The organism is Cupriavidus phytohabitans, from assembly GCF_017815025.1.
Classification (GTDB): Bacteria; Pseudomonadota; Gammaproteobacteria; order Burkholderiales; family Burkholderiaceae; genus Cupriavidus.
The window spans coordinates 124,690-145,109 of record NZ_JAGIQB010000010.1 but is presented as its reverse complement, the minus strand read 5'-3'; the positions used below and the strand labels follow the sequence as shown (position 1 = coordinate 145,109).

Genomic DNA, 20,420 nt, shown 5'->3' with positions numbered 1-20,420 from the left:
TGTTCCATGACGTTTCTATTCCTGTTCCCGCCAGTGCCTGTATTTCCAGTCAACGCGCACCTACAGTGAGCCTGACAGGAGGAGGAGAAGACTGCTGTTGCCGTCAGGCAGGCGGCACGGTACTCCTGCCCGTTGTCAGCACACCCGACCTGACTGGAATACACGATGCCCGTACATGAACGACTTTCGGCGCGCGGCCTGGCGCTGCCGCCGCCCCCGCAACCACTGGGAAGCTATACCGCCGTCAGCCAGGCGGGAGACCTGCTCTTTATTTCCGGCCAGTTGCCATGGCAGGACGGCAAGGTGGCCTGGCAAGGCCAGATCGGCAAGGACCTGACGGTTGAGCAGGGCAAGCTTGCCGCCGAACTCGCGGCGCTCAACGTGCTGGCGCAGATCGATGCTTACCTGGGTGGCTTCGAGCGCCTGGACCACATCGTCCGCGTCGACGGCCATATTGCCAGTGCGCCGGGCTGGTTCGACCAGCCGGCGGTCCTCGACGGCGCTTCCGACCTGTTCCGCGATGTGCTTGGAGACAAGGCCGGCCATGCGCGGACCATTTCCTCGCACTTCCAGCAGCCCGCCAATGCAGCGGTGATCCTCGTGGTCATTGCGCAGGTCAGGCCTGCGTGAGCGCGGCGTGCCCGTCCAGGTGGAAATTTACGCGGAGAATTTCTCGACCAGGAAGTCGACGAAGACCCGCACGCGGCGCGTCACGTGCCGGGCCGACGGGTAAAGCAGCACGAACGGCCGCGTGCTGCCGCTGAATTCCTGCAAGACTTCCACCAGCGTGCCGTCGCGCAAGTCCTGTTCCACGACGAAGCGATAGGTCTGGAACAGGCCGGCGCCGGCCCGCACCAGCGTGGCCCCGCCGAGGATATCTTCGGTCGCCGCATAGCCGCCGGTGGTGGCGATATCAATGTCCTCGCCATTGACGCGGAAGGTCCACGGAATGCGCCGGCCGCTGCTGGGGCGTTCGAACTGGATGCATTCATGCCTGAGCAGGTCTTCCAGTGACCGGGGCGTGCCGGCGCGCTGCAGGTAGGCGGGCGTCGCCACGACCACCAGCTCGGCATCTTCCAGCTTGCGCGCAATCAGGTTCGAGTCGTCCGGCGCGCGGCCGCGCACCGACAGGTCATAGGTGTCATCCGCGAAATCGACGTTACGGTTGCTGATGTGCACGTCGACCTCGACTTCCGGGTATTGCGCCCGGAATGCCGGCAGGACCGGCAGCACGCGGTAGTGGGCATATGGCGTCGGCAAGCTGATCCGCAGCCGGCCCGCGGGCGCAGCGCGCTGGCCGCTGACCTGCCGCTCCGCATCCAGCAGTTGCGCCAGCGCGCCCCGGCTTTGCTCGAAATACAGCCGTCCTTCGTCGGTCAGGCGGATCTGCCGCGTGGTGCGCACGAACAGGCGGACCCCCAGCCGTTCCTCCAGCCGCTGCACGGTGCGGCTGACCGCCGGCGGCGTCACGCCGGCCGCGACCGCGGCGGCGGTGAAGCTGCCCAGTTCGGCGGCCAGGCAGAACAGCTCGATGCTGCCGAGCTGGAGGTCATCGAATTGCCTTTTCATCGGTGCGGACCAGGCGGTGGATGGGGGTGGGGGGGAGCGGTGTCGCCATCATATGTGGGCCTTTGCCAGAAGTCGATGGCGGCAGGCTCCCGGGCGCTAAAGCGGCCGGGAGCCTATGTCGCGCCGCTTCGGCAACGGTGCTCCCGGCGCCATTTGTTCCGCGCGTGCATAACTGTTTGTTCCGTGGAGGTCTTCGAATGCCGCGACCGTTCCCCTAGATTTGAGCCCATCGGAGCCGTTGGCCCGATCGGCCAGAGGGCCGAGTCAACTGACATCGAGGTTACAAAATGAGTGCAGCACAGAAGGTTGTCGTCATCACCGGCGCATCGCAAGGCATCGGCGCGGAACTGGTCAAGGCATTCCGCGAGCGCGGACACCGGGTGGTCGCCACGGCGCGCAGCATCAAGCCGTCTGACGACCAGGATATCCTGGCGGTCGCCGGCGATATCGCCGATCCGTCCACCGCGCGCCGCGTCATCGCGGAAGCCGTGGCAAAGTTCGGCCGCATCGATACGCTGGTCAACAATGCCGGGGTCTTCGTCGCCAAGCCGTTCACCAGCTATACCGACGAGGACTATGCCACCGTCACGGGTATCAACCTGACGGGCTTCTTCCATATCACGCAACTGGCCATCGCCGAAATGGAGAAGCAGCGCAGCGGCCATGTGGTCAGCATCACGACCAGCCTGGTCGACCATGCGATCAGCGGCGTGCCGTCGGTGCTGGCCTCGCTGACCAAGGGCGGTCTGAACGCGGCGATGAAGTCGCTGGCGATCGAGTATGCGAAGACCGGAATCCGTGCCAACGCGGTATCGCCCGGCATCATCAAGTCGCCGATGCACCCGCCGGAAACGCATGAGGCGCTGGGCGCGCTGCATCCGGTGGGGCATATGGGGGAAATGCGCGATATCGTCGATGCCGTGCTGTACCTTGACCGCGCGCCGTTCGTGACGGGCGAGATCCTGCATGTCGACGGCGGCCAGAGCGCCGGGCACTGAGTCTCCGGCCCGCAAGGGGAGCGACAAAGCGATGGGGCAGATACCCTGTCGCGCCGTCTTGCGTTGGCCCACCCGTGCCAGCCGTCCGGAGTGCTAGCCGTCCTGAACCAGCTTGAATGCAGTCCGGCATGCCGCAACCCATTCCCGGGCCAGCTCGCGGCGCTGTGCGGGCCCGCTTGCCAACGCCTGGTCCATGCTTGCCGCAAGCTTCTCCACTGGGACGGCCCCGGGCGCGCCCGGGGCCCCCCAGGCCGCGTCGAACGCAACCTGCTTGCTGGCTTCGGGCGGTTGCGCGGGCCGCAGCAGGCCCAGCCTCGGCAACGCGAAGGCGCCTGCGACAATGCCGCCGTGCAGGCTGCTGCCGATGTAGCCCTGGCTGTGCGCGATCAGCGCGCAGATATCCCACAGCTCAAGCGAGCCAAACAGCGCGGCGGGCGTGCCGCACAACCGCGCGGCGAGGCGCCGGTAGCATGCCAGGTCGTCATGCCACGGTGCGGCGCCGGCGCGGAACAGCACCACGCCCAGGTGCCTGTCCCGGGCTACGCGATCGAGTTGGGACGCCAGCCGTGATAGGGTTTCGTCGTCGCCAAAATCAGCGCTGCACTGCACCGCCAGGTATCCGCCAGGGAAACCCGACCCGATGCGGGCGCATTCGCCATGGCCGGCGCGCCGGCGGATGCGCTCGCCGAACAGCTCGGCCACCAGCACCGCCGGATCCGGCTCCAGGCGGCAATCGATGCCGTCCTCGGCAAGCACGGTCAGGGTTTGCCGGTCTCTGACGCCGACGCTGGTGGCGGTGCCAAGCTTGGCTACCACCTCGGCGCGCATGCCAGGCTCGACCGATCCAAGGTCGATGCCGCCCGCGGCGTGGACGATCACGCGCCGGAGATTGACAAACAGGTTCGCAGGCAACAGGTAGGGAACAAGGTCCGGCACGCCTAACTGGTCGCGCGCCCACGCGGTGCGCGCGTGCGGCCGGCTATCGAGCTGCGCCACCACCGCCTCGGCCTGCTCGGGCGGCAGCAGCATCACGGCCGCTTCCCACAGCGAGCAGGTCAGGATTTCGCCGCCCACGTGGATGACATCGACGGCGGCGTCGCCCACTGTGGCGGAAAGACGCGCCAGGGCGTGGACCTGATGGCCGCCATGGGGCCTCAGGTCGCGCCCGGCGAGGCCTCCGTAAAGGAGGTTGGCACAGGGGCCGTCCTGGCCGATCATGCGCCGCACCACATGCGCGAGCAGCAGGTCGCCGAAGTTGTGGCGGTCGAAGGCGCCGAACAGGATCGTGAAGTCCGCGGCGCCTGCCGGCTCCTGGAATCCGGGCCCCGGCATCGCATCAACGATACGCAAGCGCGCCCTGCATGTCCGCGCTGTCGAAGCCTTCCGTAAACGCAGCCCGGATGTCCGCCAGCAACTGGGTGGCGGATTGCTCCTGGCCTTGCTGCCGCCATAGCTGCGCCAGATCCAGCGCGGCCCGCAACTCCAGCGACCTGGCATGCTGGTGGCGAGCGACTTCGATCGCCTTGTGGAAACACGCTTGCGCTTCCGCCTCGCCTTCAGGTTGCCCCTCGACAGCCGAGCGTTGCCGTACCAGCTCGCCCTTGATACGGTGCCACTCCGCTTCGCAATAGTGCTCCCCGGTCTGATCCACCGCGTCTTTCGCCGCTGCAAGCGCGTCCAGCCCCGCCTGCCATTGTCCCTGGCGTCCATAGGCATTGGCCAGCAGGCACTGGAAGTGGGAGTTGCCCAGGACTGCGCCCGTGGCGTGATAGGCAGCCAGCCCTTCTTGCATCAGTACGATTCCGGCCTGTTGTTGCCCCTGTTCTGTCAGCGCCCAGCCGCGAAGGAGCGTCGTCCACGCGTGCCAGAGCGGGAAGCCATGCTCGGTCGACAGCGTGATGGCGGCGTCGGCATATTCTTGCGTGAGCCGCGGCTCGCGGAGGAACTGGTGCAGTTCCGCTACCTGGCACAGGGCATGCGCCAGGCTGAAGGGATGGGATAGCTGCCGCGCCAGCGCAAGTCCGCTCTGCGCGCACTGGAGGGCCTGGTCGGGATAGCCAAGAGTCCAGAGCACGAGCGCTGAAGCCGACAGGGCGCGCACTTCCGGATCCACGCCATGGACATTCAGGTGGGTGAGATGCGGTCCCGAGCCATAGATCGCAAGGGCATCGCGCAGATGGGTACGCGCGGCGCCGAATCTCCCCGAGTAGTACGCGGTCATCCCGAGCGCCACATGCGCTTCTCCCAACTGCTCCGGATCGTTCGTCTGCCTGGCCAGCCGCAGCAGCTGCTTGCCCAGCCGGTAAGCCTTCGCATGTTCCGCGCGCAGCGAGAAATAGCTACGCAGCCCCACCAGCGTCGGAAACAGCTGTGGCGTATCGCTGCCCTGGCCGCACAGGGCCAGCGCGCGGCTGTAGGTCGCTTCCACTTCGGATGCGGCAAAGCCCCGGGCGGCGATCAGCGCCGGCCCGATGGCCAGCCGCAGCACGAGTTCCTGGTGGGCGCGTTCCGGCGTATCCGGCTGGCGGCCGAGCAACTCCAGCGCGGCATCCAGGTGGCTGATCGCCTCCTGGTAGGCAGAGCGCTGGACGGCCTGCTGTCCCGTGTACTGCAGGTATTCCACCGCCTTCGGACCGTTGCCGCTGAGGCTGTAGTGCCGGGCCAGTTCACCGTAGTGATCCTTCAACTGGTTCTGGAAGAGCGCCTCGATCGCCTGCGCCGTGCGCTGGTGCAGCGCGGTGCGTTGCTCCGTGAGCAGGCTGTTGCCGGCCACCTCCTGGGTCAGCGCGTGCTTGAACGTGTATTCGGTGTCGGGGAACGCCGGCCGCTCGTAGATGAATTCGCCCGCCTCCAGCTGGGCGAGGAGCGGGCGCAACTGTTCATCCGGCTGCGCGACCACGCGCTGGATCAGGCTGAGGGAAAATTCCTTGCCGATCACGGCCAGCGTTTGCAGCAGGTCCTTCTCGGCACGGGACAGCCGGTCGATGCGGGCAGCAAGCACGCCTTGCACCGTCGTCGGGATATGCAGCGCCGTGGGTGTCTCCTCGATGCGGTAATGGCCCGGTTCGCCAAGCAGCACTTTCTCCTCGCACAGGGTCTGCACTACCTCTTCCATGAAGAAGGGATTGCCCTCGGTCTTGGCCAGGATGAGGCGCTTGAGGGCCATCAGCGCCGGGTCGTCGCCAAGGAGCGCGGTGAGCAGTTGCCCGGCCTCCGCCTGGCCCAGCGGATTCAGCCGCAGCGGCGTGTAGCAGTCCTTCCCGCTCCATCCATGCTGGTACTCCGGCCGGTAGTTCAGCAGCAGCAGGATCCTGGCGCCGGAAAGGCGCTCGACCAGGACATCGAGGAAGGCTTCGGTCTCGCTGTCCAGCCATTGCAGGTCCTCGAACAACAGCACCAGAGGTTGATTGCTGCTCTCGCGCGCCAGCAGGCTGGTGATCGCTTCGAACGTGCGCTGCCTCCGGATCAGCGCATCCATGTTCGGCAATGCCGAGCCGGGCTCGCTGATGCCCAGCAGGTGCAGCAGGTACGGCAGCACGTCTTCCAGGGTCCGGTCGAGCATCACCACGCGGCCCGCAACCTTTTCTCGGCACTTCCGTTCGTCGTCCTGGACCTCGATCTGGAAGTAGTTCTTGACCAGCTCGATCAGCGGGAGATAGGCAAAGGCCTTGCCATGGGACACCGAGAACGTCTCCAGCGTCAGGCAGCCGCCGGGCGCGCGCGCCTTGAATTCGTGGAAGAGGCGCGATTTGCCGACCCCGGCCTCGCCGACGACCGCGACGATCTGCCCGTGTCCTTCCGCGGACCGCTGCAGCGCCTGCTGCAGCGTCTCCAGTTCCATGTCCCGCCCGACGAAGCACGCGAGGCCGCGGTGCGCCGACACCTGCAGGCGCGTGCGCAGCGGCCCGATGCCGGTCAGCTCGTACACGGCCAGCGGCATCGGGATGCCCTTGACCTGCGCAACCCCAAGCGGCTTGAACGCGAAATACCCTTCGGCGAGCCGGTGTGTGGATTCGCTGACAAAGATCGATGACAGCGCGGCCATGGTCTCCATCCGCGAGGCAATGTGGATGGTGTGGCCGACCGGATCGTAGTCGGTGTGCAGGTCGTCCTTGCGGATCGAGCGCACCACCACCTCGCCGGTGTGGATGCCGACCCGGATCTGCAGCGAAATGCCTTGCTCCAGCCTGAGCCGGTCGCTGTGGCGCTGCATCGCCTTCTGCATGCGCAGCGCGGCGTAGAGCGCACGCTGGGGGTGGTCCTCGTGCGCGATCGGCGCGCCGAACAGCGCCAGGATGCCGTCGCCCAGCGACTTGGCGACGTAGCCCTCGTAGTAGTGCACCGCCTCCATCATCAGGTCGATCACCGGCGTGATCAGCCGGTGGGCGTCCTCCGGGTCCAGGTCGTGGATCAGGGCGGTCGAACCGGCCATGTCCGCGAACAGGACAGTGATCGTCTTGCGCTCACCGGCGGGCTCGCCGCGGGCTTCCAGCGCCGCCTGCTCGCTGCGGATGCGCTCGGCCAGGTGGGGCGGCGTATAGGACACGGGCGAGACCGGCGAGATCGGCGAGGCCGGCGCGGAGGGCGCAGCGGGTGCCGGATCGCCGCAAGGTTCGCCGCAAGCACTGCAGAAGCGCGCCGCCGGCGCCAGGGCATGGCCGCAGCGGCGGCACTGGCGGGCGAGGGCGCTGCCGCACTGCTGGCAAAAGTTGGCCCCCGCGGGGTTATCGCATCCGCACTTTGTGCACTGCGCCATGGGGCCTCCTCGGGGACGCTTCCTTCATAGGATTAGTGCGCAAAGCCGTCCATCGCAAGAGGCGCTGCCAGGAACCTTGCCATCCGGCACGACCCGGCGGGCAGGTCAGCTTCGGAGCGCGCCGATCACGTCCAGTCTCAGTTCAGCGGGGGGCTACGAAATGTCTTCCAGATGGTCATGTTGCGACCGGATATCCTCCGGACTGAATACGATATACCCGAGGGACTTCAACAGCTGCACTGCCTCCAGTTCGGCATCCAGGTACACCGGCCGTTCCGGGCGCCGCAGGCGCCGCGTGGGCTGCAAGCGCTGCGGGGCGGCGCTGGCATGCGTGCCGGGAGCGGCCACGCTGTCCGGTTGCCGCGCGGTCAGGATGCGGCAATGCTCGACGCTGGTCTTCCAGGACACGTCGACGGCGACATTGAAACGCGCCGCGCACAGCCGCAAGCCCTTCAGCGCCTGCAGCCAGCCGATGAAGGCGTCGCGCTCCGATGGCTGGTAGCCCTTCAGCAGCGTACCGAGCTGCTCCTGGGCCGCGGGGTTGGCCGCGGCCGGGTCGTCGTCGAGCAACGCAAGCTCCAGCGCCACCTGCTGGCGCCCGTCCTGGTCGTAGATCGTGCATTGGCAGTCGAGCACGCCTTCCTGCAGCAGCTCGCACAGCAGGGCCCACACGCGAGGGTTCTTGTCGAACCTCCCGTCGAGCGTGGGATCGATCTGGCCGAGGATATCCGGAAGGGGGCGGCCGCTGTCCGCCTGCACGGCAAGCGCAAATGCCATCGCGTTGTCCGAAGGGCTGTCGCCCCGCGCCAGCCGCTGCAAGGCGGCTTCCTTGAGCTCGTGGATCTCCGCGACGGTATCGGCGGCCTGCTTCCAGGCAAATGCTTCCAGGCCGCCCGCCAGCTTGCGCGCGGGCCTGGCAAGCTGGCCTGCCAGCGTCTGGATAAAGCTGGTGCAGACGCTGCAATGACACTCCAGGCGGCCCGCGTGCAGGAAGCCGGCATAGAGCCGTTCCCGGTGCCCGCAGTGCGGGCATTCCACCGAAAAGCCACCCTGGCGCGAGGCGCGTTGCGATGCAAGCAGTCCATCGACCTGATAGTGCGCCTGGCCGTCGCAGCACGGGCAGATCCATTCCAGCTTGTGCGCACCGTCGCGCGGCGCGACCGCGCGGTCGAACTGGCGCTCGATTGCGCTGCGCGGAATGCCTTGCGAGCGTCCGAGTACGTCGGCGGAATAGCGCCAGTAGCAATACGAGTGGGCGGCGGCGGCCGCTTCCGCATCGAGGCGCTGCAAGGCAGGGATGAGATGCGTGCTGCGCCGGATCTCATCGGCCTTCGCGTCGACCAGCGCGGCCCCGCCGGGCATCACCGCTTCGAGCGCGGCACGGCTCTGCGCGAGGAAGTCCGGCACGTGGACGTGGCGGATGAAGTCTTCGTTCTCGAGCCAGAACATATGTCCGGGCAGGGATTCGAGCGCATCGACGCCGGCCCTGACCTCGGACATGCCGGGACAGGCGAGAAACGTGAACGGCTTGCTGAACAGGAATGCATCGGCCATGTTTTGTCAATGGAGTATCTCGCCCGCGGCCGCTACAGCACCGCGTGCGATGGTTGCATCCCCTTGACTCCAGCCAGGCCGGTCGCGCGGACGGCGCGCGCTTCTCGCATCAGCCCGCTTTTGGGGAATATCCCCTTGTTATTGTTCTGCTATGTCTGGTTCCGCACAGATTAATCTGCCGGTTAGGACAGGATAGGCGACGGTCATGGATCCCTGCAAAGGCAATAAGCGACGCTTTCACGATAAGAAATGTGCCGCATGGTCGGTGGTGCGAAGGAGGGGATTGCGGCATTCGTGGAAAAGCGCCGGCCGCAGTGGCGGGGATAGAGAGGGCGTTTCGAGGCACGCACTGCGCGGAGTGGCTTTTTCTCCACATTGGGTGGGCGACAAGATAGGGCTAATATCGACCCCTGAGGCGGACGACCGGCAAACCGTGCCCGGCGGACGCTCTTGAGTGTTCGACGACCACGGATGCCCGTGCTCACCTTTCCAGGAGACACACCATGCCGAGCAAGAATACGATCTGTTTGTGGTATAACCGCGACGCGCTGGATGCCGCGAACTTCTATGCCGAGACCTTCCCCGACAGCGCTGTCAAGGCCGTCCATCGCGCCCCTGGCGACTATCCCGACGGCAAGGAAGGCGATGTCCTGACAGTCGAGTTCACCGTTACCGGCATTCCCTGCATCGGCCTGAACGGCGGCCCTCATTTCAAGCACAGCGAGGCCTTCTCATTTCAGATCGCGACGGACGACCAGGCCGAGACCGACCGCTTGTGGAATGCGATTGTCGGCAATGGCGGCCAGGAAAGCGAATGCGGCTGGTGCAAGGACCGGTGGGGAGTGTCCTGGCAGATCACCCCGCGCGCGCTTACCGCGGCGTACACCGACCCCGATCGCGCGGCAGCCAAGCGCGCGTTCGACGCCATGATGACGATGCGGAAAATCGATATCGCAAAAATCGAGGCGGCCCGGCGGGGGGCTTGATCCCGGCGCCCCGCGCCCCTACGCGTGCTGTGCCTGCTGTGCCTGCTGTGACCGCCACTTCGACACACTGCAGCCAAACTCGCCACTGAACCAGCGCGAAAACGTGCTCAGTGAAGTAAATCCCAGCAGCGTCGCCACCTCCGACAGCGGCCTGTCGGGGTTCTCGATATAGCCGACCACCAGCCCCGCACGCACCTGGTTCAGGATCTCGGAATAGCTGGTCTGCTCGCGCGCCAGGCGGCGGTGGATGGTGCGCCGGTCCACGCCGAGATGCTGGGCCACCCGGTCCACCGAGCACATGCCGGTTGGCAGCAGCACGTAGACCAGCTTGCGCACCTTGTCCGGCGCGGTGGCATTGGCCTGGGCCAGGAGGCTGCCGAGGTAACGCTTGACCTGGCCCGCCATCGCCGGATCGTAGGACGGCAGCGGGGCCTCCAGATCGGCGGCGGCGCAGACGATGCCGTCGAAGTCCTGGTTGAACAGCGGCTCGATGCCGAACACCCGCATGCAGGTCGCCACGCTCGCGGGTGCCGGGTGGGTAAAGCAGATGCTGCGCGGGCGCCATGAGGTGCCCAGGAACAGGCTCAGCATGCGGAACATCACGCCCACGGCGAGGTCGGTGGCCTGGCGCAGCACGCCGGACTCCTCGCTCAGGACATGGAGCCGGATGATGACCAGTCCTTCGGATTCCTCCAGGCGCATGGCCAGCGATTCGTTTTGCAGGCCCATGTACCGCACCATGGACTCCAGCGCGCGACGCAGCGTGGGCTGCTCGCGCACCACGAAGGCCAGCGGCCCGAGGTTCGAGAACTGGCGCAGCTCCGCCATGCGCAGGCCGAAGTCGTCCACCTGCGCGGCGCGTGCCGAGGCATCCAGCAGCCGTCCCACCAGCGCGGCGGGGATGCGGATATCGGGATCGAGCAGCACGTCGCGGCTGATCTTGGCGGCGCGCATCTGCTGGTGCGGATCCAGGCCGACGGCGCGGGCCACTTCGACGTAGTTGGTAAGGCTGGCGCTGCGCAGATAGTAGGACATCGCGTTATTCCAGTGTCGCGAAATGCAAGCGGTCCGAAGTGCTCGCGCTCATCGCCGCACTCCCTCAGAGCCCGCAGGATGCGCGTGCCGCCGGCGCCATGCCAGCGGCGGTTCGCCGAACTGGATCGAGAACCAGCGCGTGAAGGTGCTGGCCGAGCTGTATCCCAGCAGCTCCGCCACCCGCAACATGGCGTATTGCGGGTTCTCCACATAGCGTAGCGCCAGTTCGCGCCGCACTTCATTGAGGATATCGGTGAAGGTTTCGCCGGCTTCGTCGAGCTGGCGCTGCATGGTGCGCAGGCTCAGTCCCAGCCCCTGCGCCACGCCTTCGCAGGTGGCGCGGCCCATCGGCAGCATCAGGTAGACGGCGTTGCGTACGTCCCGGCCGATGCTGGGCGCGTTGATGCGCGGCAGCGTGTCGACAAAGCGCTCGGCATAGCGCGCCATCGCCGGATCGCCGGTGGGATTGGGCGCGTCGAGGTCGGCTGCCCGGCACACGATGCCGTTGAATTCGCTGTCGAACTCCAGCGGGCAGCCGAACAGGCGCCGGTGGACGCGCTGGTCGTCGGGCGCCGGGTGCGTGAAGTTGATGCTCAACGGGCGCCAATGCGAGCCCAGCAAGGCCCGGCACAGGCGGAACACCACGCCCAGCGCCAGCTCGGTGCCCTGGCGCGAAGGCTGGTCCAGCACGATTTCCTGGCGGATGATGACCGCGCCGCCGGCCTCTTCCAGCAGGATCGACACCGATTCGTTGACCAGGTGCCGGTAGCGGATGATCGTGGCGAGCGCCGCGCGCAGCGTGGGTTGCTGGCTGATCAGCAGGCTCATCACGCCAAAGTCCGAAAGCTGCCGCGATTCCGCCATGCGCAGCCCGAAGGTCGGGCAGTCCGCGGCCTTGGCGGCGGCTTCCAGCAGGGTGGCGCAGGCGCTCACCGGAATGCGCTGGTCCGGATCCGCGAGAAGCGCCCGGCTGAGCCTGGCGGTGCGCAGCAAAGGCTGCGTATTGAGGCCAAGTTCGCTGGCCACTTCAAAGAAATTGGTCAGTGCCGCGGCACGTACCAGCGTGTCCAATGTTGTCTCCCTGCTTATGGCGGCGGGCTTGCCTGGGGCTGCCGCATGGTCTTTGCCCGGCATGATATGCGCGGTTGGCATGAAATGCAAAGCGGCTGGTGCCTATTGCAAAGCTGCCGGGGCCGCGGCGACCTACATTGCATGCATAGGCGGCACACGCTGGTGCCGCAGTGTTCCAAGGAGACAATTGCATGGCAAAGATCGTCCGCATGTATGAGACTGGCGGCCCGGAGGTATTGCGTTACGAAGACGCGCAGGTGGGAGATCCCGGTGCAGGGCAGGTGCGCATCCGCCACGTGGCGGTGGGCCTGAACTACGCCGACACCTACTTCCGCAACGGCACGTATCCGGTGCCACTGCCGTCCGGCATGGGCGTCGAAGCCGCGGGCGTGGTGCAGGCCATTGGGCCGGGCGTGACCAACGTCGCCGTGGGCGATCGCGTCACGTATACCGGCTTCATCAACACGCTGGGCGCCTACAGCACCGAGCGCCTGGTGCCCGCGGCGCCGCTGATCCGCCTGCCCGACACCATCGGCTTCGAGACCGCCGCGGCCATGACCATGCGCGGCCTGACTTCCGCCTACCTGATGCGCCGCATCCATGCATTCCAGCCCGGCGACACCATCCTGCTGCACGCGGCGGCAGGCGGCGTGGGACTGATCGTCTCGCAATGGGCCAAGCTGCTCGGCCTTACCGTGATCGGTACGGTGTCGAGCGAGGCCAAGGCCGAAGTGGCCCGCGCCCATGGCTGCGACCACATCATCAATTACAGCCATGAAGACGTGGCCAAGCGTGTGCGCGAGCTGACCGACGGTGTCGGCGTGGCGGTGGTGTTCGACAGCGTCGGCAAGAACACTTTCGCGGCGTCGCTGGATTCGCTCCGGCGCCGCGGCACCATGGTCTGCGTAGGCACTGCGTCCGGCCCGATCCCGCCGTTCGACCCGGTGCTGCTGGCTATGAAGGGGTCGCTGTTCCTGACGCGCCCGGCGCTGGCCGACTACATCTTCGATCCCGCCGAGAAGTCGCAGCTGGCCGGGGAGTTGTTCGACCACGTGGGCGCTGGCCGCATCCGGATCGAGATCAACCAGCGCTACGCGCTCGAAGATGCGGTGCAGGCGCACCACGACCTGGAGTCGCGCAAGACCACCGGTTCGTCGATCTTTGTCATCTGAGGAGCCAATGCCATGCGAGTCCAACAACTCACTTGCGCGCTGGGCGCCGAACTGATCGGCGTCAACCTGGCCGATGCCGTGCGCGATGACGGCTTGTTCGCCGAGATCCGCGCGCTGCTGCTGCAGCACCGCGTGCTGTTCCTGCGTGACCAGAAGCTCAGCCGGGCCGAGCATGTTGCCTTCGCCAGCCGCTTCGGCGAACTGGAGGACCATCCGGTGGCCGGCAGCGATCCGGAGCACCCGGGCCTGGTGCGCATCTACAAGACGCCCGACCAGCCGAACGACCGCTACGAGAACGCCTGGCATTCCGACACCACGTGGCGCGAGGCGCCGCAGTTCGGTGCCGTGCTGCGCTGCGTGGAATGCCCGCCGGTCGGCGGCGACACCATGTGGGCGAACATGGCGCTGGCGTACGAACGGCTGCCCGACCACATCAAGGCAGAGATCGCCGACCTGCGCGCGCGCCACAGCATCGAAGCCAGCTTCGGCGCCGCCATGCCGATCGAGAAGCGCCTGGCGCTGAAGGCTCAGTATCCTGACGCCGAGCATCCGGTCGTGCGCACGCACCCGGACACCGGCGAGAAGGTGCTCTACGTCAACGCCTTCACCACGCACTTCACCAACTACCACACCGCCGCGCGCGTGCGCTTCGGGCAGGACGCCAATCCGGGCGCCGCCGACCTGCTGCGCTACCTGGTGAGCCAGGCCTATATCCCCGAGTACCAGGTGCGCTGGCGCTGGGCGCCCGACAGCGTGGCGATCTGGGACAACACCGCCACACAGCACTACGCGGTGATGGACTATCCGCCCTGCCACCGCAAGATGGAGCGGGCCGGCATCATCGGCACGCGGCCGTACTGAACAATTGCTTTGAGCAAACGAGCATGCAAGACAACCTGATCACCCCGGCCAAGTCGGCCTACGCCTATCCGCTGCTGGTCAAGCAGCTGCTGACCAATGCCCTGAGCCTCTACGGCGACCAGGAAATCAGCTATCGCGGCGAGATGCGCTATACCTTCCGCGACTTCCGCCACCGCATCGGCAAGCTGGCCTCGGCACTGGCCGCGCTGGACATCCGCCATGGCAGCACCGTCGCCGTGATGGACTGGGACAGCCACCGCTACCTGGAATGCTATTTCGGCGTGCCGATGATGGGGGCCACGCTGTTCACCGTGAATGTGCGGCTGTCGCCCCAGCAGATCCTCTATACGCTCAACGATGCCGCCGCCGAGATCGTGCTGGTCCATCCGGACTTCCTGCCCGTGATCGAGCAGATCCGCCCGCAGCTCACCGGCAACCCGCGCTTCGTGCTGCTGGCCGATGGCCAGGACGTGCCGAAGACCAGCGTGCCGTTCGCCGGCGAGTACGAGGCGCTGCTGGCGCAGGCGTCGGCCGACTTCGAGTTCACGGACTTCGACGAGAACACCAAGGCCGCCACCTTCTATACGACCGGCACCACCGGCGACCCGAAGGGGGTCTGCTACAGCCACCGCGAGATCGTGCTGCACACGCTGGCGTCGGCGACCAGCCTGTGCTCGCCGCGCGAGGGGCAGCGCATGCATCGCGAGGATGTCTACATGCCGATCACGCCGATGTTCCACGTGCTGGCATGGGGCATTCCGTATATCGCCGTGATGCTGGGACTGCGCACGGTGCTGCCGGGCCGCTACGTGCCCGACCAGCTGCTGAAGCTGCGCGAGACGGAGAAGGTCACGTTCTCGCACTGCGTGCCGACCATCCTGCAGATGTTGTTGCAGGCGTCTGCCGACGGCAAGCCGGACCTGTCAGGGTGGAAGATCATCATCGGTGGATCGGCGCTGCCGCCCGCGCTGTGCGAGGCGGCACTGGCGCGCGGCATCGACATCTTCGCCGGCTACGGTATGTCTGAAACCGGCCCGATCGTGTCGCTGGCGCAGCTGCCGCCAGGGCGCGCGCCGAAGGACCGCGCCGAGGAAGTCCGCATGCGCTGCTCCACCGGCCGGCCGGTGACGCTGGTCGATTACCGCATCGTCAGCGAAGACATGCAGGATCTGCCGCACGACGGCAAGAGCCGCGGCGAGATCGTGCTGCGCGCGCCGTTCCTGACCAAGGCGTACTTCGGCAAGCCGGCGGCATCGGAAGAGCTGTGGGCCGGCGGCTACCTGCATACCCAGGACGTCGCGGTGATGGGCGAAGACGGCTTCGTGCAGATCGTCGACCGCATCAAGGACGTGATCAAGACCGGCGGTGAGTGGGTATCGTCGATCGAGGTGGAGAACCTGATCACCGAAGTGCCCGGCGTGCTGGAGTGCGCCGTGATCGGCGTCCCCGATGCCCGGTGGGGCGAGCGGCCGATGGCCTTCGTGGTGCGCAAGCCGGGTGTTGACGTGGATGCGGAGCAGGTCCGCGGGCATCTGCTGGGACACGTGGCGTCGCAGCGCATCAGCAAGTATGCGGTGCCCGAAGCCGACCGCATCACGTTTGTCGAGGCAATCCCGAAGACCAGCGTCGGCAAGATCAACAAGAAGCAGCTGCGGGAAGACGCAGCCTGAGAGGGAAGGTAAGGAGCTCGGCGCCAGTCCTTAGGCGGGGATTGGCGCTTTTTTTTTTAGCGCACGGCGCGCAGGTGATCAGATGTCAAAGTAGAGGTGGAACTCCCACGGGTGCGGGCGTAACTTCAATGTATCAATCTCGCGTGTGCGCTTGTAGTCAATCCAGGTCCTGATCAGGTCTTCGGTGAAGACATCCCCCTTTCGCAGGAAATCCGAGTCGGATTCCAGTGCGGAAAGCGACTCTTCGAGCGAGCCTGGAACCTGCCGGATGTTGGCGGCTTCCTCCGGTGGCAGATCGTAGATATTCTTGTCGATCGGGTCGCCGGGGTCCGTCTGGTTTTCAATGCCGTCAAGGCCCGCGAGCAGCATTGCCGAGAAGGCCAGGTAGGCATTGGCCGACGGGTCCGGACAGCGGAATTCAACGCGTCTGGCGCTTGGAGAATCCGAAACCATCGGAATCCTGGCGGCGGCAGAGCGGTTGCGCTGCGACATGGCCAGATTGACAGGCGCCTCATATCCAGGGACCAGTCGCTTGTAGGAATTTGTGCTCGGCGCGCAGAAAGCCATCAGGGCGGGGGCGTGCCTGAGCAAGCCGCCTATATACCAACGGCACATCTGGGACGTCTGCGCCCAACCGTTCGCGTCATAGAAGAGGTTCTCGCCGCCGCGCCAGAGGCTCTGGTGGCAATGCATGCCGCTCGCGTTGTCGGCAAACAGGGGCTTGGGCATGAATGTGGCGACCTTGCCGTGGCGGCGTGCAACATTCTTGCAGATGTACTTATACATCATCACGTTGTCTGCCATCCGGGTCAGCGGTGCAAAGCGCATGTCGATTTCATTCTGGCCCGCCGTGGCTACCTCATGGTGATGCACCTCGACCTGGACGCCTGCCTGCATCAGCGCGAGTACGATTTCGGAGCGGATGTCCTGTAGCGTATCGCTTGGCGGCACCGGAAAGTATCCTCCCTTGTAGTGCTGCTTGTAGCCAAGATTGCCTCCGCCATAGCCGCCCTCGTCACGACCCGAGGCCCATTCGCCTTCGGCAGATTCGACATAGTAGTAGCCGGAGTGCTGGTCCTGTCCGAAGCGAATCGAGTCGAAAATGAAGAATTCCAGTTCAGGGCCAACGTAGCAAACCGTAGCCAGGCCGGTTTGCTGGAGGTACGCCTCCGCCTTTCGTGCGATGTGGCGCGGATCGCGCGAGTACGGCTGGTGCAGGACAGGGTCCAGCACATCGCAGATCAGCGCCAGCGTTGGTGCCGTGCAAAACGGATCGACGAACGCTGTGGCCGGGTCAGGCCTGACCAGCATGTCGGACTCGTGTATTTCCTGGAACCCACGAATAGAAGACCCGTCGAACCCGATGCCGGCCGAGAACAAATCGTCGTTGACTTCCGGCAGCGTGATCGAGAAGTGCTGCCACACGCCGGGCAAGTCGGTGAACCTCAGGTCAACGACCTGGATCCCGTGCTTCCTGATCAGAGCGATGACTTCACCAGGGTTTTGCGGCGGTGTAACGTGATAGCTGCCGGGTTCTGTTGAGACCGTGCTCATAACTGCCTCCGTCGTCTGGCCCCGGAGCATAGTCCAACATTAGTCGGTCAAATTCCGATTGCAAAGTGCCTCTCGAACCCGTGCAGCCTTTCCGAAGCGGCGCTATGTGTGAAATCCGCGTGCTCATCAGGAGTTCGCCACAGCACGGAAACTCGGAGATAAGTGATGTACGACGATCTTTGGGGGATCCTGGCGATTGCCAACGGTGAGCGCGAGGTGGCTGACTGAAGCTGGCCGGGAGCGGCCCGATACGACAGGACGGGAAGGACAGACGGATCTGCCGCTGCCAGCGATCGCGATCGCATATTGCCGGCCCTGATCTCAGGCGGGCTGTCTCTCCAGAATTGCATGGCGCACGTTCTGCACGTGCGCCACGCCGGCGGCCTCGGCGGTTTCGGGGTCGCCGGCCAGCACGGCCGTGGCGATGTGCCGATAATCGTCCAGCCGCATCTTTCGCAGCGAGGCCAGTCGATGCTGTGCATGCACGATCGGCATATGGATGGTCGGAAACAGCCTGCGCAGCTCGCGGTTGTCGCCCATTTCCAGCAGCGTGCGGTAGAAATGCCGTCTGGTGCCTGAGAAGGCTTCGTCGTCATGTGCCTTCTCTGCGGCGACGAGCCCCTGTACCGAAGCGCGCAGCGCCTGTGCCAGTGCCCGGTTACCACTGCCTCGCGTAGCGGCGCGCGCAAGCAGACCGGTCATGCGCTCCGCCACATCGAGGACATCGAGGGTTTCCTGCAGGGTCAGCCGGCGAATGATCGCGCCTCGATGGCGCGGGAGGTCGACAATACCTTCGGCGGCCAGCCGCTGCAGTGCCTCGCGCACCGAATTGCGACCAACACCGAAATGCGCGACGAGGTCGGTTTCCACGAGTCGCTGGCCCGGCACGAAGCTGCCGAGTTCCAGGCCGTTGATGATCCCAAAAAACACGATATCAGACGCGCTGCTGTCCGCCGGGCCAGGCGCAACGGGTGTATCGATGGACATTGCAGAGGAAGACGAGGTTGGTCGTGGCACGGGCGCCATTCTAATGGATTGGCCGGGACCAGGATCCGGAGCCATTGACATGGGATGAAGTCATCCTACAATATGATCCTATCACACAAACGGATGGAGACAACCATGGCGGAAACGTTGCCCGGCCTTGCCGGCAAGCGCGCGCTGGTAACGGGCGCATCGAGCGGGCTGGGCGCGCACTTCGCGCAACGGCTGGCCGCACACGGCGCTGACGTGGTGCTGGCCGCACGCCGGTTGGACGCGCTGCAGTCGGTGGCGAGCATGGTGGAACAGTACGGGCGCGCCCGCTGCGTGGCGCTCGATGTGACCAGTGCCGCGTCGCGCGCGGCCCTGGTGGAAGAAGCCGGGCCCATCGATATTCTCGTCAACAACGCCGGGCTGGTACGCGAGGGGCCGGCTCTCGTACATGCCGAAGAAGACTGGGATCTGGTGATGGACACCAATCTCAAAGGCATGTTTTTCCTGGCGCAGGCGCTGGCCGCCGGCATGCGCGAGCGCGGTGGCGGGAGCATTATCAACGTGGCGTCGATCCTGGGGCTGCGGCAGGCAGGCGGCGTGGTGTCCTATGCGGTGTCCAAGGCCGGTGTCGTGCAGCTGACCCGCACGCTCGCCCTCGAATGGGCACGCTACGGCATTCGCGTGAATGCGCTCGCGCCGGGTTACATCGATACCGATATCAATCGTGACTTCTGGCAGACTGAGGCGGGCAGGGCGCTTGTCAGCCGCATTCCGCAGCGCCGTCTCGGACAACTGGAGGATCTGGACGGGCCGCTGCTACTGCTCGCGTCCGATGCTTCGCGCTACATGACGGGCACCGTGCTGGCCGTCGACGGCGGCCATCTGGTCAACACACTCTGAGGGAATGGCATCCATGTTCACCCCCTGTCCCACCGAAAGAAGCCAGGACATCGCAGACCGCGTGGAGCGTTTCGTGCGCGATGTCGTTGCCCCGTACGAGCATGATGCGCGATGCACCGCGCATGGGCCCTCGGCCGAACTGGTCGGGGAACTGCGTGCCAAGGCGCGCGAGGCAGGCGTCATGACGCCGCATATCCTTGCCGATGGCAGCCACCTGAGCCAGCTGGAGACTGCCGCTGTCTTGAAGCGCTCGGGCCTGTCGCCGCTCGGCCCTGTCGCCGTCAATACCATGGCGCCCGATGAGGGCAACATGTTCCTGCTTGGCAAGGTGGCATCCGCCGAACAGCAGGCGCGTTTCCTTGCCCCGCTAGTCCGCGGCGAGGCCCGCTCGGCGTTCTTCATGACCGAGCCCGCGGAAGAGGGCGGCGCCGGGTCGGATCCGTCGATGCTGCAGACCACGGCGGTCCGCGATGGCAATGACTGGGTGATCAACGGCCGCAAGAAGTTCATCACCGGTGCCGAAGGCGCCAGCGTCGGTATCGTGATGGCCCGAACCGGGGAGGGTGAGCGCGCGCAGGCCACGATGTTCCTCGTCGACCTGCCGCACCCGGCGATCCGCACCGAGCGCGTACTGGGTACCATCGACAGCTCGATGCCGGGCGGCCATGCGCAGGTCCTCATCGACGGTTTGCGCGTGCCGGCCGACCAGGTGCTGGGCGAGGTGAACGAAGGTTTTCGCTATGCGCAGGTACGGTTGTCCCCGGCGCGGCTTTCGCATTGCATGCGCTGGTTCGGTACGGTTACGCGGGCGGACGAGATCGCACGGGCCTACGCTACGACGCGCAAGGCGTTCGGCAAGCTGCTGATCGACCATGAGGGCGTCGGCTTCATGCTGGCCGAGAACCTGATAGACCTGCAGCAGGCTGCGCTGATGATCGACTGGTGCGCCGGCGTGCTCGACGCGGGGTCGGCAGGCACCACCGAAAGCTCGATGGCCAAGGTTGCCGTCTCCGAAGCGTTGTTCCGCGTCGCGGACCGTTGCGTCCAGATCCTGGGCGGCAACGGCGTGTCGCGCGACACCATCGTCGACCAGGCATTCCGGGAACTGCGTGCGTTCCGGATCTACGATGGCCCGACGGAAGTCCACAAGTGGTCGCTGGCAAAGAAGATCAAGCGCGACACGCTGGGGACGGGGCACCACGGCTGAGCCCGCCGGCGTGCCGCGCCGTTTCGGCCCGCGCATGCGGGCCAGGAATGCCCGTTCTTCGGCTCAGGTGGCCGCGGTCGTCAGCGAAGAATAAAAAAATCCCCGACGCCGT

General features: G+C 65.9%; 16 protein-coding genes. 8 read left to right on the top strand and 8 right to left on the bottom strand.

Annotated features, from left to right (window positions below):
• Nucleotides 1-165: 165 nt before the first annotated feature.
• Nucleotides 166-630: a RidA family protein gene (locus J8I34_RS09510; RefSeq protein WP_029049046.1), complete on the top strand. Its 465-nt coding sequence runs from the start codon at nucleotides 166-168 to the stop codon at nucleotides 628-630.
• Between the two features lie 27 nt (nucleotides 631-657).
• Here the strand turns inward: J8I34_RS09510 and J8I34_RS09505 are convergent, their stop codons facing one another.
• Nucleotides 658-1,569: a LysR family transcriptional regulator gene (locus J8I34_RS09505; RefSeq protein WP_209768692.1), complete on the bottom strand. Its 912-nt coding sequence runs from the start codon at nucleotides 1,567-1,569 to the stop codon at nucleotides 658-660.
• 287 nt (nucleotides 1,570-1,856) lie between these two features.
• Here J8I34_RS09505 and J8I34_RS09500 point away from each other — a divergent pair, with 287 nt between their 5' ends.
• Entirely contained in the window at nucleotides 1,857-2,567 is a 711-nt protein-coding gene (locus J8I34_RS09500; protein ID WP_209768695.1) for an SDR family NAD(P)-dependent oxidoreductase, read from the top strand.
• Between the two features lie 93 nt (nucleotides 2,568-2,660).
• Here J8I34_RS09500 and J8I34_RS09495 read toward each other — a convergent pair whose 3' ends face one another.
• From J8I34_RS09495 to J8I34_RS09485, 3 genes are all read right to left on the bottom strand, one after another.
• The gene (locus J8I34_RS09495; protein ID WP_209769253.1) at nucleotides 2,661-3,899 is read right to left on the bottom strand and encodes a polysaccharide pyruvyl transferase family protein; all 1,239 of its coding nucleotides are present in this window, start codon (nucleotides 3,897-3,899) and stop codon (nucleotides 2,661-2,663) included.
• Nucleotides 3,900-3,903: 4 nt separating this feature from the next.
• The gene (locus J8I34_RS09490; RefSeq protein ID WP_209805906.1) at nucleotides 3,904-7,323 is read right to left on the bottom strand and encodes an adenylate/guanylate cyclase domain-containing protein; all 3,420 of its coding nucleotides are present in this window, start codon (nucleotides 7,321-7,323) and stop codon (nucleotides 3,904-3,906) included.
• 153 nt (nucleotides 7,324-7,476) lie between these two features.
• Nucleotides 7,477-8,877: a hypothetical protein gene (locus J8I34_RS09485; RefSeq protein ID WP_209768705.1), complete on the bottom strand. Its 1,401-nt coding sequence runs from the start codon at nucleotides 8,875-8,877 to the stop codon at nucleotides 7,477-7,479.
• A 503-nt stretch (nucleotides 8,878-9,380) separates the two neighbouring features.
• Here J8I34_RS09485 and J8I34_RS09480 point away from each other — a divergent pair.
• Nucleotides 9,381-9,863, top strand: a complete 483-nt coding sequence (locus J8I34_RS09480) for a VOC family protein (protein WP_209805905.1) — start codon at nucleotides 9,381-9,383, stop codon at nucleotides 9,861-9,863.
• Nucleotides 9,864-9,881: 18 nt separating this feature from the next.
• Here J8I34_RS09480 and J8I34_RS09475 read toward each other — a convergent pair whose 3' ends face one another.
• A complete protein-coding gene (locus tag J8I34_RS09475) occupies nucleotides 9,882-10,898 on the bottom strand; it encodes an AraC family transcriptional regulator (RefSeq protein WP_029049053.1) in 1,017 nt (338 codons plus the stop codon).
• A 48-nt stretch (nucleotides 10,899-10,946) separates the two neighbouring features.
• Nucleotides 10,947-11,969 carry an AraC family transcriptional regulator gene (locus J8I34_RS09470; RefSeq protein ID WP_035878382.1) on the bottom strand — a complete coding sequence of 341 codons (1,023 nt, stop codon included), beginning with the start codon at nucleotides 11,967-11,969 and terminating at the stop codon, nucleotides 10,947-10,949.
• Nucleotides 11,970-12,160: 191 nt separating this feature from the next.
• Between J8I34_RS09470 and J8I34_RS09465 the strand changes: the two genes are divergently transcribed.
• From J8I34_RS09465 to J8I34_RS09455, 3 genes are read left to right on the top strand one after another with little or no spacing between them, the layout of a single operon-like run.
• A complete protein-coding gene (locus tag J8I34_RS09465) occupies nucleotides 12,161-13,141 on the top strand; it encodes a quinone oxidoreductase family protein (RefSeq protein WP_029049054.1) in 981 nt (326 codons plus the stop codon).
• 12 nt (nucleotides 13,142-13,153) lie between these two features.
• Nucleotides 13,154-14,002, top strand: a complete 849-nt coding sequence (locus J8I34_RS09460; protein ID WP_029049055.1) for a TauD/TfdA dioxygenase family protein — start codon at nucleotides 13,154-13,156, stop codon at nucleotides 14,000-14,002.
• Between the two features lie 23 nt (nucleotides 14,003-14,025).
• Nucleotides 14,026-15,672 (top strand): fatty acid--CoA ligase, encoded by a 1,647-nt coding sequence (locus tag J8I34_RS09455; protein WP_029049056.1) that lies wholly within the window; start codon nucleotides 14,026-14,028, stop codon nucleotides 15,670-15,672.
• 78 nt (nucleotides 15,673-15,750) lie between these two features.
• On the opposite strand, the gene glnA is transcribed toward J8I34_RS09455, so the two are convergent.
• Together glnA and J8I34_RS09445 are read right to left on the bottom strand one after the other, a co-directional pair.
• Nucleotides 15,751-17,226, bottom strand: coding sequence for a type I glutamate--ammonia ligase (gene glnA / locus J8I34_RS09450; protein WP_029049887.1), 1,476 nt, complete (start codon nucleotides 17,224-17,226; stop codon nucleotides 15,751-15,753).
• A 321-nt stretch (nucleotides 17,227-17,547) separates the two neighbouring features.
• A complete protein-coding gene (locus J8I34_RS09445; protein ID WP_209769255.1) occupies nucleotides 17,548-18,213 on the bottom strand; it encodes a GntR family transcriptional regulator in 666 nt (221 codons plus the stop codon).
• 135 nt (nucleotides 18,214-18,348) lie between these two features.
• On the opposite strand from J8I34_RS09445, the gene J8I34_RS09440 reads away from it, so the two are divergent.
• The gene (locus J8I34_RS09440; RefSeq protein WP_209805904.1) at nucleotides 18,349-19,101 is read left to right on the top strand and encodes an SDR family NAD(P)-dependent oxidoreductase; all 753 of its coding nucleotides are present in this window, start codon (nucleotides 18,349-18,351) and stop codon (nucleotides 19,099-19,101) included.
• 13 nt (nucleotides 19,102-19,114) lie between these two features.
• Nucleotides 19,115-20,308 carry an acyl-CoA dehydrogenase family protein gene (locus J8I34_RS09435; RefSeq protein WP_209805903.1) on the top strand — a complete coding sequence of 398 codons (1,194 nt, stop codon included), beginning with the start codon at nucleotides 19,115-19,117 and terminating at the stop codon, nucleotides 20,306-20,308.
• Nucleotides 20,309-20,420: the final 112 nt, after the last annotated feature.

What these genes read in the sequence shown, in the direction of transcription:
- J8I34_RS09510 (WP_029049046.1), top strand. Translation starts at nt 166, where the DNA reads ATGCCCGTACATGAACGACTTTCGGCGCGCGGCCTGGCGCTGCCGCCG.
- J8I34_RS09505 (WP_209768692.1), bottom strand. Translation starts at nt 1,569, where the DNA reads ATGAAAAGGCAATTCGATGACCTCCAGCTCGGCAGCATCGAGCTGTTC.
- J8I34_RS09500 (WP_209768695.1), top strand. Translation starts at nt 1,857, where the DNA reads ATGAGTGCAGCACAGAAGGTTGTCGTCATCACCGGCGCATCGCAAGGC.
- J8I34_RS09495 (WP_209769253.1), bottom strand. Translation starts at nt 3,899, where the DNA reads ATGCCGGGGCCCGGATTCCAGGAGCCGGCAGGCGCCGCGGACTTCACG.
- J8I34_RS09490 (WP_209805906.1), bottom strand. Translation starts at nt 7,323, where the DNA reads ATGGCGCAGTGCACAAAGTGCGGATGCGATAACCCCGCGGGGGCCAAC.
- J8I34_RS09485 (WP_209768705.1), bottom strand. Translation starts at nt 8,877, where the DNA reads ATGGCCGATGCATTCCTGTTCAGCAAGCCGTTCACGTTTCTCGCCTGT.
- J8I34_RS09480 (WP_209805905.1), top strand. Translation starts at nt 9,381, where the DNA reads ATGCCGAGCAAGAATACGATCTGTTTGTGGTATAACCGCGACGCGCTG.
- J8I34_RS09475 (WP_029049053.1), bottom strand. Translation starts at nt 10,898, where the DNA reads ATGTCCTACTATCTGCGCAGCGCCAGCCTTACCAACTACGTCGAAGTG.
- J8I34_RS09465 (WP_029049054.1), top strand. Translation starts at nt 12,161, where the DNA reads ATGGCAAAGATCGTCCGCATGTATGAGACTGGCGGCCCGGAGGTATTG.
- J8I34_RS09460 (WP_029049055.1), top strand. Translation starts at nt 13,154, where the DNA reads ATGCGAGTCCAACAACTCACTTGCGCGCTGGGCGCCGAACTGATCGGC.
- J8I34_RS09455 (WP_029049056.1), top strand. Translation starts at nt 14,026, where the DNA reads ATGCAAGACAACCTGATCACCCCGGCCAAGTCGGCCTACGCCTATCCG.
- glnA (WP_029049887.1), bottom strand. Translation starts at nt 17,226, where the DNA reads ATGAGCACGGTCTCAACAGAACCCGGCAGCTATCACGTTACACCGCCG.
- J8I34_RS09445 (WP_209769255.1), bottom strand. Translation starts at nt 18,213, where the DNA reads ATGTCCATCGATACACCCGTTGCGCCTGGCCCGGCGGACAGCAGCGCG.
- J8I34_RS09440 (WP_209805904.1), top strand. Translation starts at nt 18,349, where the DNA reads ATGGCGGAAACGTTGCCCGGCCTTGCCGGCAAGCGCGCGCTGGTAACG.
- J8I34_RS09435 (WP_209805903.1), top strand. Translation starts at nt 19,115, where the DNA reads ATGTTCACCCCCTGTCCCACCGAAAGAAGCCAGGACATCGCAGACCGC.